Below are 17,203 nucleotides of genomic sequence, written 5' to 3' on the forward strand. Positions count from 1 at the left end.
AATACCCATACTTTGAGTAGTATGGGCATTTAAAAAGTAGAAAAAACGGTTTTGACACGAGCCGTATGTTATCGTTAATTCATTCATTAGAATGATTGATAATGAAAGTCTCATAGAAATGAATCAGTCTTATATACTTTCGAGTATATTTGGAAATTTATGTATATGAGAACCCAACGAGCTTTAGCCGTTGGAGTGTCAGTTTCTCTGTCATGTTTTCTTTCACTTTCATCGTGATTCTGGGTTACTGTTCAGAGGTAGGCACTTTTGGAACCGAAAGTGCCGTAAGATAACGTGGTGGTAGCGGGAATTTGCCGTATTTAAATGCGAAGCCACGGCAAATTCCGTTACTGGGCACGTGCGCGTGAACAGTAACGATTCTGAAGCTTCTTAAAAAAATTCCCCGCGTACAGAAACCGGAGCGATCCTGTTTTTTGAGTTTGGAAAAAGAGTTGTAAGTTTTCTGATAATTGTATACAATAGTAGAAGATATAGTTTAAAAAAGATTGAAAGAGAAGTAGAGTAATGATGGCAAAAGAAAAACAGATTAACAGACGAGCATTGTTTGCAGATGAGACACAGGATTATCGGATTCCAGAGGAACCGGATTCCGGGGAGATGACAGAACTGCGATTTCGGACGGGAGCTGGTGAGGCACAGCAGGTATTCTGCGTGGTGATGGAGACTGACGAGCGTCTGGAAATGAAAAAAATAGCTTCGGATGGACGGTTTGATTTTTTTCAGACGACGATGAACGTCGGGGAGGATGCCATTCATTATTGCTTTTTTGTGCAGGGCGAGGGTGATGCCTGCTTTTTTGGACGACTCGGGGCTTCCAAGCATGCGGAACTCTGTGGACCGTTTGTTATCACTCCCGGCTTTCATACGCCGGAGTGGGCAAAAGGCGCGGTGATGTACCAGATTTTTGTGGATCGCTTCTGCAATGGAGATCCAAACAACGATGTGAAGGAGCGGGAGTACGTCTATATCGGGCGGCCGGTTCACAAGGTTGAGAACTGGGAGCAGAATCCGTCGACGATGGATGTCGGCTGTTTCTATGGCGGAGATTTGAAGGGCGTTCGCGAGAAACTCGATTATCTTCAGTATCTCGGCGTCGAGGTCATTTACTTTAATCCACTTTTTGTATCCCCGTCCAATCACAAGTACGATAGTCAGGACTATGAGCACATTGATCCGCATTATGGAGTCATCGTGAGCGACGGCGGGGAGGTTGTTGCAGAGAATGCAGTCTCCAATGAGAAGGCAACCTGCTATCAGAGACGCAGTGCCGATCCGGCGAATCTGACGGCGAGTGATCAGCTGTTTGCGGATCTCGTGAAGGAGATGCACGAGCGCGGGATGCGTGTCATCATCGACGGCGTGTTCAATCACTGTGGTTCGTTTAACAAGTGGCTCGACAGGGAGAAAATCTATCTGCATCAGGGCGGATATGAGGCGGGCGCCTATCTGAGCGAGAAGAGCCCTTATCGCAGTTTCTTTCATTTCAATAATGAAAACGCAGATGCATGGCCGGACAATGGAAGCTATGACGGCTGGTGGGGACATGACACCCTCCCGAAGCTCAATTATGAGGAGTCTCCGAAGCTGTATGAATATGTGATGCGGATTGCGCGCAGATGGGTCTCAGAGCCGTTCTGTGTCGATGGATGGAGACTGGATGTGGCGGCAGACCTCGGTCACAGCAGTGAGTTCAATCACAAGTTCTGGAAGGATTTCCGTGCAAATGTGAAGCAGGCAAATCCGAATGCGGTGATTCTTGCAGAGCACTACGGCGATCCGAGCAGTTGGCTTCAGGGCGATGAGTGGGATACGATCATGAACTACGATGCGTTCATGGAGCCGTTGACTTGGTTCCTGACAGGAATGGAAAAGCACAGCGACAGCTCGAACAGCGCGCTCTATGGAGACGGAGAGAGCTTTTTCCGCTCGATGCACTATCATATGAGTCGGATGCAGGGACAGTCGGTGATGACGGCGATGAATCAGCTCTCGAATCACGATCACAGCCGTTTCCTTACGAGAACGAACCAGATGGTCGGGCGAATCGGGACGATGGGTGCGGAGATGGCATCGGTTGGCGTGAATTACGGAGTCTTCCGCGAGGCGGTCATGGTGCAGATGACATGGCCGGGAGCACCGACGCTGTACTATGGAGACGAGACCGGAGTCTGCGGATGGACCGATCCGGATAACCGCCGAACCTACCCGTGGGGGCATGAGGATTTTGAGCTGATTGAGTTTCATCGATATATGATCGATCTGCACAAACGTCTTCCGGCACTCAGGAGAGGTTCGGTCAAGGAACTGCTTGCGGATCGCCAGCTGATCGCTTACGGGCGGATGCGCGGGGAGAACAAGTGCGTGATTGTGATCAACAACCGCAGAGACAGCCGTGTCGTTCATGTGCCGGTCTGGGAGCTTGGAATCTCGGATCAGGAGCCATTGACGAGAATGATGCTCTCGCATGCGCAGGGCTACAATGCCGGACAGATCGCCTATCACGCGGAGGATGGCGTGCTGACGCTTGAGCTTCCGGCGAGCAGTGGAATTCTGCTGACGACCGGACGGTATTGAGATTTGGAAATCGTTCCAGTTTGTGCAATGCATGAACTGGAATTGAGATCAGAGGTTACTGTTCAGAGTGGTTGTGTTAAAAAAATTGAAAAAAACACTTGATTTTTTGAAAAATCCATGATATGATTTTACTCGCTTGTTAAGGTCAGTATGGATGGGTTCCCGAGTGGCCAAAGGGGGCAGACTGTAAATCTGTTAGCTGTGCTTTCGGTGGTTCGAATCCACCTCCATCCATTCGCAAAGCATTTCGATGCTGAGCGGTGCGCCGTAGTGGCGGAACTGGCAGACGCACAGGACTTAAAATCCTGCGGGACTAATCTCCCGTGCCGGTTCGATTCCGGCCTACGGCATTTTGATCTTGACAGCGGGCCTTGGTAGCTCAGTTGGTAGAGCAGAGGACTGAAAATCCTCGTGTCACTGGTTCGATTCCGGTCCAAGGCACTGAGGGAAACCTCAAAGGCAAGATTTGCGGGCGTAGTTCAATGGTAGAACACCAGCCTTCCAAGCTGGATACGTGGGTTCGATTCCCATCGCCCGCTTCACGAAAAAAATTGTAAAAAGTAGTTGCAATTTTCGCAAAAGTATGATACAATTCATTTCGTTGAAAACAACAGCATATGCGCGAGTGGCTCAGTTGGTGGAGCACGACCTTGCCAAGGTCGGGGTCGCGGGTTCGAGTCCCGTCTCGCGCTCTCTTAGAAGCGGATTCCGATCATTTCGGAGTCCGCTTTTTCGTTTATAGGAAATTAGAAATTGGAAATAGAAAACTAGAAATAGAAAATTAGAAATAGGAACCTGGGAAATTGCCGTATTTAATGAGAAGCTACGACAAATTCCTTTACTGGACATGTGTGCGTGAACAGTAGCAGGAAAAGAGGAAAAAGGAAAAGAAAGATGGACATCATATATTCAAAATGGAAAGAAGATCAGATTCAAATCGATAAGGTTCCGGAACCGGAGGCTGTGGTTTTGATTCCGGAGGAGGAAGAAGGGCTTCCGGTCACGGCGCTCGGCGCCTACGTCTGCTCGGGAAGTGAGATCGAGGAGGTGCACATTCCGATCGGTGTGAAAAAGATTGGCGCCTATGCGTTTTATGGCTGTCAGAAACTCAAGTCTGTTTATATGGGCGGGCGTGCTCTCGATCTTGGCACCGGGCTGTTCGCGGACACGCCGTCGATCCGTTTTCTCGATTTTACGGAGTTTGAGGGGGAGCGCTCCTGCTTTAAGGATATTCTCTCGGAGATCAGACAGACGCTTCGCGTTCGCGTGCACAAGGGTGACAAAGAGGCGCGCCTGATTTTTCCGGAGTATTTTGAGGAGTCCGTGGAAAATACGCCGGCGCGAATTCTTGTGACGGAGACGCACGGCTGTGGTCACCGCTATCGCTATTGTTTCGCAAACAGGGAGTTCCAGTTTGCGGGTTACGATGAGCTCTTTCCGCATGTGAAGGTGCAGGAGTCGGAGGAACTTGTGACTGAGCTTGCGATCGGCAGGATCCTCTATCCGTGGGGACTCTCCGAGAAGCGTCGTCAGATGTATCTCGATTATGTCCGAGAGCACTGGAAATGCGCGGGAAGCCTGCTGATTCAGGCAGACAGCCCAAAGCGGGATCAGGCCACGAATCTGGAACCGGGAATGTTGCCGTGGCTTGTTGAGACTGTGCTTGCAGATGAGACTAAGAATCCAGAAACGCTTGCAGAGAAGCTCGCAGAACTGATTGCGCTTGCACAGAAGTTTTCGGATACGGAGATGGTGAGCTGGCTGATGAATTACCGTCATTTCCACGCGGAAGCAGGCGTGGGAGTGGTTGCCGGGGAAAATGTGGGAGCAGATGCAGAAACAAACGTAAGTGCAGATGCCACAGCAAGTGCGGGGACGGTTGAGGCAGAACCGAGAACAAGAGCGCGCCGTCGCCGTTTTGAACTTTAAAGAAAAGGGAGGGGTCAACCATGATTGATCCGGTCAGACAGAGGCAGTTAGATGAGTTGAGTACCGTGGAACTCTGCACGAGAATTCTGATGAATTCAAGGAATGAGCTTTACCTGAATATGCGCTATCTCGATGTCTCTTTAAGCAGTCTCGGATTTGAGGCGGTGCCGGGATGCGGTGGGATCGGGACGGATGGTTTCATCATAAATTACGATCCGAATTACCTGTGTGGTCTCTACAAGAGCGGACGTGTGCATGTAAACCGCGCCTATCTTCATATGTTGCTCCACTGCCTGTTTTCGCATATGGATACGAGAGGAAAGAGAGAAGAGGAACTCTGGAACCTCGCGTGCGACATAGCGGTGGAGTCGGTGATTGATGGAATCTACATGAAATGTGTGCATGTCGCGATGATGCCGTTTCGGATGGACTGGTACGGGCGACTTAAGAAAAAACTGAAGGTGCTGAATGCGGAGGGAATTTATCGTGTTTTGAAAGAGGCGGATCTCAAAGACCAGCAGTACCGCAGAATGGCGCAGGAATTCTATGTCGACGATCACCGATTTTGGCAGTTGCCGGATGACGCGCCGAAGGACAGCATCGTGCGCCAGAATCAGTGGAGCGACAACCGGGACAAGATTCAGACCGAGATGGAGACGATGGGAAATCAGCAGGACGAGGACTCGAAGAGTCTTCTCGAGCAGGTTCAGGTTGAAAACAGGGAACGCTACGATTACAGGCGGTTTCTGCGCCGTTTCTCGGTGCTTCGCGAGGAGATGCAGGTTGATCCGGATTCGTTTGATTACATTTTTTATACCTACGGACTGTCACTTTACGGAAATATGCCTCTCGTCGAACCGCTTGAGTCGAAGGAGGTCAGTCGAATCGAGGATTTTGTGATCGTCATCGACACCTCAATGTCGTGCTCGGGCGATCTCGTGTGCCGTTTCCTTGAGGAGACTTACGATATTCTCTGTGAGTCGGACAGCTATTTTAAGAAGACGAACATTCACATCATTCAGTGCGATGAGGAGGTTCGGGAGGATCGGCTGATCACGAATCGCGAGGAGATGGAAGCCTACATGAGAGAGTTCACAGTGATCGGAAATGGCGGAACGGATTTCCGCCCGGCATTTGAGCATGTGAACCAGCTTGCAAACCGGGGCGAATTCCATCGGCTGAAAGGACTTTTGTATTTTACGGATGGAATGGGAATTTATCCGGTGAAGAAACCATTTTATGATACAGCTTTTGTGTTTGTCAAAGATCAGTATGTCGATATCTCTGTTCCGCCGTGGGCAATCAAGCTGATTCTTGAGCCGGAGCAGATTTTGGAGAATGATAGTCCTGTCTGAGACAGAGTGAAGGGATTTTATGAATTTCATGGATGAATTTCATGAATTAATCTCATGGATGAATCTCACGAATGAATCTCATGAATTTCGTGTTGGGACTGAGACAGGGAAAAATCACGTTTTGGAAAGTGGAGGAGAAGAATCATGAATATCAAACGTGCAAAACAGGAAATCAAGGATACAATCGAGGCGTATCTGGCGAAAGATGAGTACGGGGCATATGCGATTCCGTCGATTCGCCAGAGACCGATGCTTCTGATCGGACCTCCGGGAATCGGAAAGACGCAGATCATGGAGCAGATCTCTCAGGAATGCCAGATCGGTCTTGTCGCATACACGATCACGCACCACACGAGACAGAGTGCGATCGGACTTCCGTTTATTGAGCACAAGAATTACGGCGGAAAAGAGTATGCGGTGACGGAGTACACGATGAGTGAGATTGTCGCCTCGATCTATGACAAGATTGAGCAGACTGGACTCTCCGAGGGACTTCTGTTCATCGATGAGATCAACTGCGTGTCGGAGACGCTTGCGCCGACGATGCTCCAGTTTCTTCAGGGAAAGACGTTTGGAAATCACAAGATTCCGCAGGGGTGGATCATTGTCGCAGCGGGAAATCCGCCGGAGTACAACAAGTCAGTGCGAGAGTTTGACATCGTGACGATGGACCGAATTCGTCGAATGGATGTCGAGGCAGATCTCGGTGTTTGGATGGAGTATGCAGTGCGCGCAAATGTGCATCCGGCAATCCGTTCCTATCTGGGAATCCGCAAGGAGAATTTTTGCCGGATTGAGACGACGGTCGATGGACGGATCTTTGCGACTCCGCGAGGCTGGGAGGATCTGTCGGAACTGATCTGGATCTATGAAAAGCAGGGCAAGAAGGTTGACCGCGAGCTTGTCGCAGAGTACATTCAGTTTCCGAAGATTGCGAAGGATTTTGCGAATTATCTGGAACTCTATTACAAGTATCAGAATGATTACCAGGTCGCTGAGATCCTTGATGGAAAGATCTCGGAGCCGGTTGTGGAGAAACTTCAGAAAGCGCCGTTTGATGAGAAGATCAGTGTTGTCGGACTGCTTTTATCCGGGCTCAATGATGGCTTCCGTGAGGTTGTCCGGACGCAGGAGCGGATGCAGATTCGGATGAAACAGATGAAGGAGCTTCAGATGTCGGGAGCGTTTGAGACGTCTGTGGTTTCGGCGGTTCGCGTGTTTGCGGAGAAGGTGGAAGCCTTTCGCGCCGACTGGGAGAAGCGTCTTGCGGACGGGCTTCTCGCAAGAACGGCTCTCGCCGATTGTCGGGCAGTCTCCGCAAAGATGGAGGCGGATCTTCAGGCTGTCCGCAGTGGGGACTTTGCGAATGGTGCAAAAGCCTGGGAGGCGATTCGCGAGCGTTTCGGAGCAGACAGCGATGCGTATGAGGATCTTGTGGATCGAAGCGGGGCGCGCCTTGAGCATGCGTTTGATTTCATGGAGGCGGCGTTCGGCGGAAGCCAGGAGATGGTGCTGTTTGTCACGGAGCTGAATACGGGATTTTACAGCGTGCAGTTCTTGCAGGAGTATGAGTGCGAGAGATACTATGAGTATAATCGGAATCTGCTGTTCTCTGAGGAGGAGAAGGAGATCGGGGAGTTGCTTTCTTAAAGATTTGGTGTGTTTCGGTTGTGAGTAGAGATCTATTCGAAGAAAATTTGGAATAGATAGAATAGACAAAAGGGATAAAAGAGATAGAAGCGCTCCTCCGGCGAGATAAGTTCTGCAAACGCGCTCTCGCTCCGGGTTCAATGTAGCGGTGCGTAAGACTGCAAAATACGCAGTCTAAGCACCGACATCTCACACGGGTTTGCAGAATCTTTCTCGCCTCCGGAGCTTCAGCAACATGAAGATCACATAGGTCGTTTGACAAGTTATATATTTTGAGCTTTGACGACACGACAAAAAAGAAAACATAAAAGATACAGATAAAAAACTCAAACTGAAAAGTTTAAATTATAAAAAGGGAGAGAATAACCATGATATTTCACACAATAACAGGGTTGGGGGGACTGACGTCTTTTCTGACTGCTACTGGGGATGCGACGGAGACGAGTGCTTCAACGCTCACGGATATTTTGGCGGCGACACCGGCAAGTGCGGAGATTCAGCAGGATCTTCAGCAGTTGAAGCCGAATGTGATTCTCGAGACAATTAAGGGCTGGACGCCGGGACTTTTTGCACTTGGTTACCGAATCCTTGCGGCGGCAATTATCATGTTCATCGGAACGAGGGTTGCACAGTTTGTGCGTGGGTTCTTAAAGAGAACGTTTCAGAGAATGGATCTCGATCTGAGTGTCAGCAAGTTTTTGCTGTCCGTTGTGAATGCCGGAATCTATGCGATCTCTGCATTTATTGCCCTCGATAAACTCGGTGTTCCGTCGGCGTCGATCGTCGCTCTGCTCGGTTCTGCCGGTCTGGCAATCGGTCTCTCTCTCCAGGGAAGCCTTGCAAACGTCGCTGGCGGAATCCTGATTATGATGACAAGACCGTTTAAACTGCATGACTACATTGTATTTGGCGGTATGGAGGGAACGGTTCAGAGTATTGGACTTGCCTACACGACGCTGACGACTGTGGACAACAAGAAGATCACAATTCCGAACGGAAGTATTTCAAACGGAACGATCGTCAATGTGACGGCTCAGGAGAAGCGTCGCGTGGATGTGTCGGTTGGAATTTCTTATGAGTCGGATCTGAAGCTGGCGAAGGATGTGCTTCGTGAGATCTATGAGAATGACGAGTGGATTCTCAAGGACGAGGATATTACCGTGTTTGTGTCAGAGCTTGCAGACAGTGCCGTGATGATCGGCGCGAGAGGCTGGGTCAAGACTCCGGATTATTGGAGTGCCTACTTTGATATCACCGAGAAGATTAAGCTCGAGTTTGACCAGGCGGGAATTGAGATTCCTTATAACAAGATGGATGTGACGATTAAGAAGGAGAATTAAAAAATTTTTTTCGTACACTCTTGCAAATATGAAAAACATGTGTTATATTACGAGTAGAACATAATGATGACGGGGCTGGAAATGAACGTGATGTCCACACATAGTGCGGACAGATATTCAAGAGAAAGCCCCGTTTCTTATAAAAAATAATTATGAGAAGTTATCAGGAAACGATTTCACACAAGAGATCAATATGGACTTTCGGAATCTCGATCGCAAAAACAGGTGCGAGAGAGACTCCGGGAGTACATCAATATCAGGTAGGTGATTAAGATGGCAAAGAGAGATTATTATGAGATCCTTGGAATAGACAGAAGTGCAGATGCAGGCACGATCAAGAAGGCATACCGGAAACTTGCAAAGAAGTACCATCCGGACAGCAATCCGAACAATGCAGAGGCAGCGGAGAAGTTTAAGGATGTGACGGAGGCCTATGAGATCCTCAGCGATCCGGAGAAGAAGAAACTGTACGACCAGTACGGTTCGGCAGCTTTTGACGGAACCGGTTCAGCAAACGGCGCAGGTGGTTTCGGCGGTGCAAACGGAGGCTGGCAGGAGTTCCATTTCAATGGCGGAAGCGGTGGAATGGATGATATGTTTGGCGACATCTTCGGCAATATGTTCGGCGGTGGCGGTGGAAGCAGTCGAAAGAGCCGTGGATTCAGTGGGTTTAGCGGTTTTAGCGGAGGTCACTTCGGCGGTGGTTTCGGTCAGGAGGGATTTGGCGGAAGTCGTTCGCGTCGTGGAAGCGATCTGACGGCAGAGATGACGATCAGCTTCGATGAGGCAGTCTCTGGATGCGACAAGATGGTCAACTTAAAGGGCGCAGACGGAAGAACCCATACGCTTCAGGTTCACATTCCGGCAGGTATTGAGAGTGGAAAATCGATCCGCCTGAAAGGAAAGGGCAATCCGGGCAGTGGAAATGCCGAGGCAGGAGACCTTTTAATCAAGGTGACGGTTCTCGAACGTGCTGGATTTGAACGCAAGGGCATGGATGTCTACACGACGGTCTCGATTCCGTTCACGACGGCAGTCTTCGGCGGGGAGGCAGTGATTCAGACGCTCTCCGGAAAAGTTTCGTGTAAGATTAAACCGGGAACCCAGTCTGGCTCGAAGATTCGTCTGAGAGGAAAGGGCATTGTCTCGATGAAGGATGCTTCCGTGCATGGAGATCAGTATGTGACGGTTCAGATTGAAGTGCCTCAGAACCTGAGTCCGGAGGCAAAGCAGAAACTCAAAGAGTTTGAGGAGATCTGTGAGGGAAGCAGGGTTTCCTATTAATTAATTTTTAAATAGGAGTGGGGACATCCACTCTGAGTTATAATATCAAGAAGAGGACATAAAATGGGACAAAATCCCGGAATGTGTCCTCTTTTTCCTTTTTGTGGGAGCATCCTGTGTCCGTGCTCCGGGGAAAGAGTGACACATTTAATTTATTTTGTTCAGAATAGACAGGAAAAATGGGAAATGCGTGGAAATTTTACTTTATTTTGTAAGGGAAACCAGAAAAAGAGACCGTATTTCCCGTACAGTTGTGCGTGTGGCACACTATAATGCTTGACGAATTAAACTGTCGATGTTACAATAAAAGTCAGCGGCGAAGATTAGCTTCAGGCTATTATCTTCGCCTTTTTTTCTTTCAGCAGGAGCAGGTCTTGATATCTTTGTTTTCATATCATCAGATAGAGATCAGATAAGGGAACGATTTTGCAGAGAGAAGATGGAAAGTTACTGTTCAGAGGTAGGCACTTTTGGAATCGAAAGTGCCGTAAAATAACGTGGCGGTAGATGGAATTTGCCGTATTTAAATGCGAAGCCACGGCAAATTTTGTTACAGGGCACGTGCGCGTGAACAGCAACGATGAAGATTTTGCCAGTTTGGAGTGCGTAGGATTGGCAGAATCTGTTTTATGCAATAGAAAGGAAGGAGAATATTTGCAATGAGAAAAAACACAGCACGTCTGGCAGCACTTGCGCTCGCATCAGCTATGGCACTGACTGCATGCGGAGGAAGCTCCAGCCAGAATACCGGCAGTAATGACGGCGGAAAAACAGATGCAGGAAACACATCTGCGATCAAGGATCTGGTAACTTACGAGGCTACGATTCGTGAGCAGGAGGGATTCTTTATCCTGAACACGGAGAAGGCAGCAGATCTGAATGTACTGTGTAATATGTACTCTCCGCTTCTGGAGGTCGATGAGAACGGACAGCTTCGCGCAGCTGTTGCGAAAGAGTGGGGCACCGAGGACGGTGGTCTTACCTGGACCTTCAAACTCAGAGACGACGTAAAATGGGTAGACATCAATGGAAATGAGAAAGCAGACTGTACAGCACAGGACTGGATCACCGCAATGGAGTGGATTTTAAACTTCCACAAGAACGGCGGAAACAACTCTTCTATGCCTCTGGCACTGATCGCAGGCGCTGAGGACTACTACAACTACACGAAAGATCTTCCGGAGGCAGAGGCAAAGGCTCTCGACACTTCCAAGATGCTTGAGATGGTTGGCATTGAGGCACCGGATGACTACACTCTGGTTTACCATTGCACAACGAACGCTCCGTATTTCGATACTGTGATGACTTCTGCATGCATGTATCCGATCGCTCAGGGTCTGATCGATGAGCTCGGCGTTGACGGCATGATCGGTATGACGAATGAGAATATGTGGTACAATGGACCGTACTTCGAGACCACCTTCACGATGAACAACGAGAAGATCCTCTCCAAGAACGACGCTTACTGGGATAAGGATGCAACCCTGTTCGATACCGTTACGATCCGTATGGTCGATGCAACCCAGCAGTATCAGCTGTGGCAGAACGGCGAGCTTGACAACATCTCCCTGTCTGAGGCAGATTTGAGAACGATTTACGATGACGAGAACAACAAAGACCACGCATATCTGGCTGAGACCCGTCCGAAGAAGTTCTCCTATCAGATGCATTTGAACTATGCAAAGAACAATGAGGATGGAACTCCGGATACCAACTGGAACACCGCAGTTGCAAACGAGGCATTCCGTCTTTCTATGTACTACGGTCTGGACTTAACGAAGTACTGGTCAAGATCCAACTTCATCAACCCGCTCCACAACGAGAACGTATGCTACACGATGAAGGGTCTGTTAAAGTACTCTGATGGAAGAGACTACACCGATAAGGTTCAGGAGCTTCTTGGCATGCCGGAGTCTGACGGTGAGCACATGAGAAGATACGACAAGGAGAAGGCTGAGGCTTACAAGAAGCAGGCTATGGAAGAGCTGAGCGCACAGGGCGTTACCTTCCCGATCCAGATCGACTACTACATCGTTTCCGGTGACCAGAATGCTTTGGATACCCAGACGATCATGAAGCAGATCTTCTCTGAGTGCCTTGGCGATGACTATGTAAACTTCAACATCAAGACCTTCGTATCCAGCGTAACGAAAGAGGTTATCCAGCCGGGTATCCATTCCTACTACATCAGTGGATGGGGCGCAGACTACGGTGATCCGGCAAACTTCCTCGATCAGGAGCGTTATGACTACGACGGCGCTTACTACTCCAAGAACTACTCCAGAATCAATCAGGCAACGGATGAGAATCTGATTGCGACCTACAAAGAGTTCTCTGACATGGTAGAGAAGGCTGGCGAGATCTGCGACGATATGGATCAGCGTTACGATGCGTTTGCTGAGGCTGAGGCATATATGCTTGAGCATGCCCTGACGATCCCGGTTCAGTACGAGACCCAGTGGCAGTTGACGAAGGTCAATGATTACAGCAAGATGAATGCGATGTACGGCGCACAGAACTATACTTACAAGAATTGGGAGACTTCTACCACTCCGTATACAACTGAGCAGTATGAGGCTTTTGCAGCGGAGGCGAAGTAATAAGATATGACAAAATACACAATCAAACGACTGTTACAGTCACTTGTAACAGTCCTGGTTGTGGCAACGATTGTATTCCTGCTCATGCGGATGCTTCCGACGGACTACTACTTTACAGAGGACCAGGTCATGAAGCTCACGGAGGAGCAGAAGAACGATCAGTTGTTAGCAGCCGGACTGTTAGATCCGATCGGACAGCAGTTGCTCCGTTTTTACGGACAGCTTCTGCATTTTGACTTCGGTGTTTCCCGTCGAATTCAGACGGGTGCTCCGGTTCTGAAGGTAATCGGAACGAAATTTGCAATTTCCATGCGTCTCGGATGTACGGCGCTGGTCATCGCCCTGATCATTGGTGTGTTCTTAGGCGTGATGCAGGCCCGTCACAAGGACCGCATTTTCGACCACATTGGAACGGCATACACCATTTTTGTAAACGCAGTTCCGCCACTGGTGTCCTACTCCCTCGTGCTTGCGTTCGGTGCTCATGTGCTGAATTTACCGACGCTCTACTCCACGAGAAATGTTGGAAAATCCAGTATTCTTCCCATCGTCTGTCTCGCTCTGGCATCCATCGCCCACTATGCGCTGTGGACCAGACGTTACATGGTTGATGAGTTGAACAAAGATTATATCAAGCTTGCCCGTATCAAGGGTATGGCATTTAAGGACATCATGGTAAAGCATGTGCTCAAGAATGCATTTGTACCTCTGGTACAGTATATCCCGGCATCATTCCTGATGACGATCAGTGGTTCTCTTCTGGCAGAACGTTTCTTCTCTGTTCCGGGAATGGGCCCGCTTCTGACTGATGCCATCACCCGTTATGATTTGAATGTGGTTCAGACCCTGGTAATCATTTATGCGGCTCTGGGAGTTCTGGGCGTGTTCCTCGGTGATGTGCTGATGATGCTTCTCGACCCGAGAATCAAGCTGGCGGATAAAGGAGGCAGTCGATGAGCGAACAGAATCAGAAACAGAATCAGAATCAGAATGAGAATCCAAGTAATGGATTTGAATTTGTGGAGTATTCTCCGGAGGCAGCAGAGCGCACCGGATACTCTGATTACTCCTACTGGAAATCGGTATTTCAGAATTTCCTCAAGAAGAAATCGGCAGTGTTCATGGCATTCGTGTTCTTTGCCCTTGTTATTTTTTCCTTTATTGCGCTGAAAATCGGAAAGTACGATTATTCTTCCGCGCAGATCATGTCAGATGCGTCTCTGGCGTTCACGTCCCCGAACGGAGAGTTCTGGTTCGGAACGGATAACCTCGGACGTGACTACTGGTGTCAGGTATGGTACGCAGCTCAGATCTCGATCAAGTTGGCGCTGATTGTTGCACTCGGCGAGTGCGTGATCGGTGTGACCATCGGATGTATCTGGGGTTATGTGCGCAGTCTTGACCGCATTATGACAGAGATTTACAACGTCATCAACAACATCCCGACGATCATCTACATGACGCTCGCAGCCCTGCTCTTTGGACAGAGCTTCCGCAACATGGCGATCGCGATGATTACGGTCGGCTGGCTTGTGATGGCGAGAAACGTGAGAAACCTCGTGCTGATGTACCGCGACCGCGAGTACAACCTGGCATCGAGATGTCTCGGAACACCGGTATGGCGAATTCTTGTGAAGAATATCTTCCCGTATCTGATCAGTGTGATCATCCTGCGTCTGGCTCTGTCGATCCCGCAGACGATCGCTCTGGAGTCCACACTGTCCTACCTTGGACTCGGACTCGACGTGAATACGCCGTCCCTCGGCATTCTCTTGAGGAATGCCCGCAACTACTTCTTGCAGTATCCGTACCTGCTGATTTTCCCGGCGGTCATCGTATCCCTGATTACCATCACCTTCTATCTGGTGGGAAATGCATTCTCGGATGCGGCAGATCCTAGAAACCATGTATAAGTAATGTGCAAGCATGTACATGGATAAGAAAAAAATTATCTACGAATTTGGTAATTTGGAAAAATTTGGAGGAAACGGATATGGCAAATGCTAATATGGAAAAAGCGCCGATTCTGTCCGCCAGAGACGTTGAGATTCAGTTCAGCCTGCGTGGCAAGAAACTGAAGGCGATCCGCAAGTGCTCCCTGGATCTCTATCCGGGAGAGACGCTCGCGATCGTGGGCGAGTCTGGCTCGGGCAAATCGGTATTTACAAAGTCCTTTCTCGGCATGCTCGATGCAAACGGAAGCATTGTCGGCGGAAGCATCCAGTATGACGGAAAGGATCTTGCAACTTACAAGACAGAGAAGGATTGGATGACGATCCGCGGAAAGAAGATCTCGATGGTCATGCAGGACCCGATGACTTCGTTGAACCCGTTAAAGAAGATCGGTCGCCAGATTGAGGAGAGTATTGAGCTCAATCAGGGAATCAAGGGACCGGAGGCAAAGGCGAAAGCTCTCGATATGCTTCGTAAGGTTGGAATTCCGGACGCAGAGCGCCGTTACAACCAGTATCCGCACGAGTTTTCCGGCGGTATGCGTCAGCGAGTTGTCATCGCGATCGCGGTTGCCTGTCACCCGGAGATCCTGATCTGTGATGAGCCGACGACGGCTCTCGACGTGACGATTCAGGCTCAGATTCTTGATCTGATCCGCAATCTTCAGAAAGAGCTGAACATGACGGTTGTCTACATCACGCATGATTTGGGCGTTGTGGCAAATGTCGCTGACCGCGTTGCCGTGATGTATGCGGGACAGATTGTCGAGTACGGTATGGTTGAGGAGATCTTCTACGACGCATGGCATCCGTACACCTGGGCTCTGCTGTCTGCACTTCCGCAGCTCGGCGTCAAGGGCGAGGCACTTCCGACAATCGACGGAACTCCGCCAAACCTTTTCAACGAGGTTAAGGGCGATGCGTTCGCACCGAGAAACAAGCGTGCACTCGCAATCGACTTTGTCGAGGAACCGCCGTTCTTTGAGGTGTCCCCGACGCACAAGGCAAAGACCTGGTATCTCGATCCGAGAGCGCCGAAGATTGAACAGCCGGATTCGATCCGCAGACTGCGCGAGCAGATGAAGTTAAAGGAAAGGGGGTAAGATGCGGTGGCTGAGAAAGAGAAATTAATTGAAATCAAAGATTTGCAGATTACCTTCGGAAGCGGAAAGAAGAAGTTCGTCGCTGTTGACCATGTAAATTTTGATATTTATAAGGGAGAGACGTTCTCGCTCGTAGGAGAGTCCGGTTCCGGAAAGACGACGATCGGAAGAGCGATCACCCGAATCAATCCGGTGTCTGCCGGTGAGATTCTTTACCGTGGAAAGCGAATCAGCGGAAAGATCTCGAGAGACCTTGACCGCGAGGTTGTAAAGACCTGCCAGATGATTTTCCAGGACCCGATGGCATCCTTGAATGAGCGTGCGAAGGTCGACTACATCATCTCCGAGGGTCTGATCAATTTCCACATGTACAAGGATGAGGAAGACCGTAAGCGCAAGGTCGCAGAGGCACTTCGAGAGGTTGGACTTCTTCCGGAGTTCGCTTCCCGCTTCCCGCACGAGTTCTCGGGTGGTCAGCGTCAGCGTATCGGAATCGCGCGTGCGCTGATCATGGAGCCGGAGTTTGTCGTAGCCGACGAGCCGATCTCCGCTCTCGATGTCTCAATCCGTGCGCAGGTATTAAACCTGTTAAACAACTTAAAGAAGAGCCGTGGACTGACGTATCTGTTCATCGCTCATGATCTCTCGGTTGTCCGCTTTATCTCTGATAGAATCGCGGTTATTCACAAGGGCCGTATCGTGGAGCTTGCTGAGGCTGAGGAGCTTTTCCTCCATCCGCTTCACCCGTACACGAAGGCACTTCTGTCCGCAGTTCCGATTCCGGACCCGGAGCTTGAGAAGAACAAGAAACTTCTCGTCTACGATCCGTCGATCCATGATTACAGCGTGGACGGACCGGTCTGGGAGGAGATCCTTCCGGGACACTTCGTTTACGGAAATCAGAAGGAGCTTGACGGTTACCGAAAGGAAATTGAGGAATCAAAGTAATGAAAAAGTGGTTGTCGCATTACCGAGCATATATGGTTCGCCCGATCCTTTACAAGGTCGTGGCGAGAAGCGCGATTGCAGTTGCAGTCCTGCTTTTATGGAACCGGTACGTCAACACGAGAGGACAGCTGTCTCTGGGAAGAGACGGCTGTTTTGTTGTTGGAGTGCTGTTTCTGGCGTTCGCGTGGTTTTCCTATCTGAAATTCGACGGAGTCTCCTTCCATCATTTGTTTGAAAAGCGGGAAGGGGAGAAGAAAAAGCCGGTCCGCAGGGGAACGAGTGACATCGTTGACTTTGCCGATGAGCACATCGTGTCGTTTGCGGAGTTAGGCGAGAGAGAGCAGGCACTTTGCAGTCTGACCGCAAATCTGATTGGCGCGGTGATCTTTGTGTTCGTCTCTGTTTTATTTTAAAACATTTATGTGGGAATCAAAAAATCCCTCTGTG

General features: G+C 49.6%; 12 protein-coding genes and 5 tRNA genes. All 17 read left to right on the plus strand.

Translation table 11 applies throughout. The features are described 5' to 3' along the window. The first annotated feature begins 525 nt into the window (after positions 1–525). Positions 526–2,595 carry a glycoside hydrolase family 13 protein gene (locus ACR0QT_RS11385; protein WP_432630890.1) on the plus strand — a complete coding sequence of 690 codons (2,070 nt, stop codon included), beginning with the start codon at positions 526–528 and terminating at the stop codon, positions 2,593–2,595. A 152-nt stretch (positions 2,596–2,747) separates the two neighbouring features. After that, positions 2,748–2,829, plus strand: a tRNA-Tyr gene (locus ACR0QT_RS11390). A gap of 30 nt (positions 2,830–2,859) precedes the next feature. Then, positions 2,860–2,945 (plus strand) — tRNA-Leu (locus ACR0QT_RS11395). 18 nt (positions 2,946–2,963) lie between these two features. Next, positions 2,964–3,036 (plus strand) — tRNA-Phe (locus ACR0QT_RS11400). Positions 3,037–3,063: 27 nt separating this feature from the next. Continuing rightward, positions 3,064–3,134: transfer RNA gene (locus tag ACR0QT_RS11405), tRNA-Gly, on the plus strand. An 80-nt stretch (positions 3,135–3,214) separates the two neighbouring features. Next, positions 3,215–3,287 (plus strand) — tRNA-Gly (locus ACR0QT_RS11410). 202 nt (positions 3,288–3,489) lie between these two features. After that, positions 3,490–4,524 carry a leucine-rich repeat protein gene (locus ACR0QT_RS11415; protein WP_432630891.1) on the plus strand — a complete coding sequence of 345 codons (1,035 nt, stop codon included), beginning with the start codon at positions 3,490–3,492 and terminating at the stop codon, positions 4,522–4,524. A gap of 20 nt (positions 4,525–4,544) precedes the next feature. After that, positions 4,545–5,879, plus strand: coding sequence for a vWA domain-containing protein (locus ACR0QT_RS11420; protein ID WP_432630892.1), 1,335 nt, complete (start codon positions 4,545–4,547; stop codon positions 5,877–5,879). Positions 5,880–6,023: 144 nt separating this feature from the next. Continuing rightward, positions 6,024–7,529 carry an ATP-binding protein gene (locus ACR0QT_RS11425; protein ID WP_432630893.1) on the plus strand — a complete coding sequence of 502 codons (1,506 nt, stop codon included), beginning with the start codon at positions 6,024–6,026 and terminating at the stop codon, positions 7,527–7,529. A 368-nt stretch (positions 7,530–7,897) separates the two neighbouring features. Next, positions 7,898–8,869 carry a mechanosensitive ion channel family protein gene (locus ACR0QT_RS11430; RefSeq protein WP_432630894.1) on the plus strand — a complete coding sequence of 324 codons (972 nt, stop codon included), beginning with the start codon at positions 7,898–7,900 and terminating at the stop codon, positions 8,867–8,869. A 273-nt stretch (positions 8,870–9,142) separates the two neighbouring features. Beyond that, complete coding sequence (locus tag ACR0QT_RS11435; protein WP_432630895.1) at positions 9,143–10,153, plus strand: DnaJ C-terminal domain-containing protein; 1,011 nt, start codon at positions 9,143–9,145, stop codon at positions 10,151–10,153. A gap of 659 nt (positions 10,154–10,812) precedes the next feature. Then, complete coding sequence (locus ACR0QT_RS11440; RefSeq protein WP_432630896.1) at positions 10,813–12,753, plus strand: ABC transporter substrate-binding protein; 1,941 nt, start codon at positions 10,813–10,815, stop codon at positions 12,751–12,753. A 6-nt stretch (positions 12,754–12,759) separates the two neighbouring features. Continuing rightward, on the plus strand, positions 12,760–13,710 hold the full coding sequence (locus ACR0QT_RS11445; RefSeq protein WP_177977735.1) for an ABC transporter permease: 951 nt from the start codon (positions 12,760–12,762) through the stop codon (positions 13,708–13,710). Continuing rightward, positions 13,707–14,666: an ABC transporter permease gene (locus tag ACR0QT_RS11450; protein WP_432630897.1), complete on the plus strand. Its 960-nt coding sequence runs from the start codon at positions 13,707–13,709 to the stop codon at positions 14,664–14,666. The genes ACR0QT_RS11445 and ACR0QT_RS11450 overlap by 4 nt, the downstream gene beginning before the upstream one ends. Positions 14,667–14,761: 95 nt before the next feature. Then, entirely contained in the window at positions 14,762–15,808 is a 1,047-nt protein-coding gene (locus ACR0QT_RS11455) for an ABC transporter ATP-binding protein (RefSeq protein WP_432630916.1), read from the plus strand. Between the two features lie 6 nt (positions 15,809–15,814). Then, complete coding sequence (locus ACR0QT_RS11460) at positions 15,815–16,756, plus strand: ATP-binding cassette domain-containing protein (protein ID WP_432630898.1); 942 nt, start codon at positions 15,815–15,817, stop codon at positions 16,754–16,756. Then, positions 16,756–17,169: a hypothetical protein gene (locus tag ACR0QT_RS11465; RefSeq protein ID WP_432630899.1), complete on the plus strand. Its 414-nt coding sequence runs from the start codon at positions 16,756–16,758 to the stop codon at positions 17,167–17,169. The genes ACR0QT_RS11460 and ACR0QT_RS11465 overlap by 1 nt, the downstream gene beginning before the upstream one ends. Positions 17,170–17,203 lie beyond the last annotated feature (34 nt).

The organism is Brotaphodocola sp. (genome assembly GCF_050873365.1).
In the GTDB taxonomy this organism is placed as follows: Bacteria; Bacillota; Clostridia; order Lachnospirales; family Lachnospiraceae; genus Brotaphodocola.

Coding starts and splice junctions, on each gene's coding strand:
- ACR0QT_RS11385 (WP_432630890.1), top strand. CDS start 526: ATGATGGCAAAAGAAAAACAGATTAACAGACGAGCATTGTTTGCAGAT.
- ACR0QT_RS11415 (WP_432630891.1), top strand. CDS start 3,490: ATGGACATCATATATTCAAAATGGAAAGAAGATCAGATTCAAATCGAT.
- ACR0QT_RS11420 (WP_432630892.1), top strand. CDS start 4,545: ATGATTGATCCGGTCAGACAGAGGCAGTTAGATGAGTTGAGTACCGTG.
- ACR0QT_RS11425 (WP_432630893.1), top strand. CDS start 6,024: ATGAATATCAAACGTGCAAAACAGGAAATCAAGGATACAATCGAGGCG.
- ACR0QT_RS11430 (WP_432630894.1), top strand. CDS start 7,898: ATGATATTTCACACAATAACAGGGTTGGGGGGACTGACGTCTTTTCTG.
- ACR0QT_RS11435 (WP_432630895.1), top strand. CDS start 9,143: ATGGCAAAGAGAGATTATTATGAGATCCTTGGAATAGACAGAAGTGCA.
- ACR0QT_RS11440 (WP_432630896.1), top strand. CDS start 10,813: ATGAGAAAAAACACAGCACGTCTGGCAGCACTTGCGCTCGCATCAGCT.
- ACR0QT_RS11445 (WP_177977735.1), top strand. CDS start 12,760: ATGACAAAATACACAATCAAACGACTGTTACAGTCACTTGTAACAGTC.
- ACR0QT_RS11450 (WP_432630897.1), top strand. CDS start 13,707: ATGAGCGAACAGAATCAGAAACAGAATCAGAATCAGAATGAGAATCCA.
- ACR0QT_RS11455 (WP_432630916.1), top strand. CDS start 14,762: ATGGAAAAAGCGCCGATTCTGTCCGCCAGAGACGTTGAGATTCAGTTC.
- ACR0QT_RS11465 (WP_432630899.1), top strand. CDS start 16,756: ATGAAAAAGTGGTTGTCGCATTACCGAGCATATATGGTTCGCCCGATC.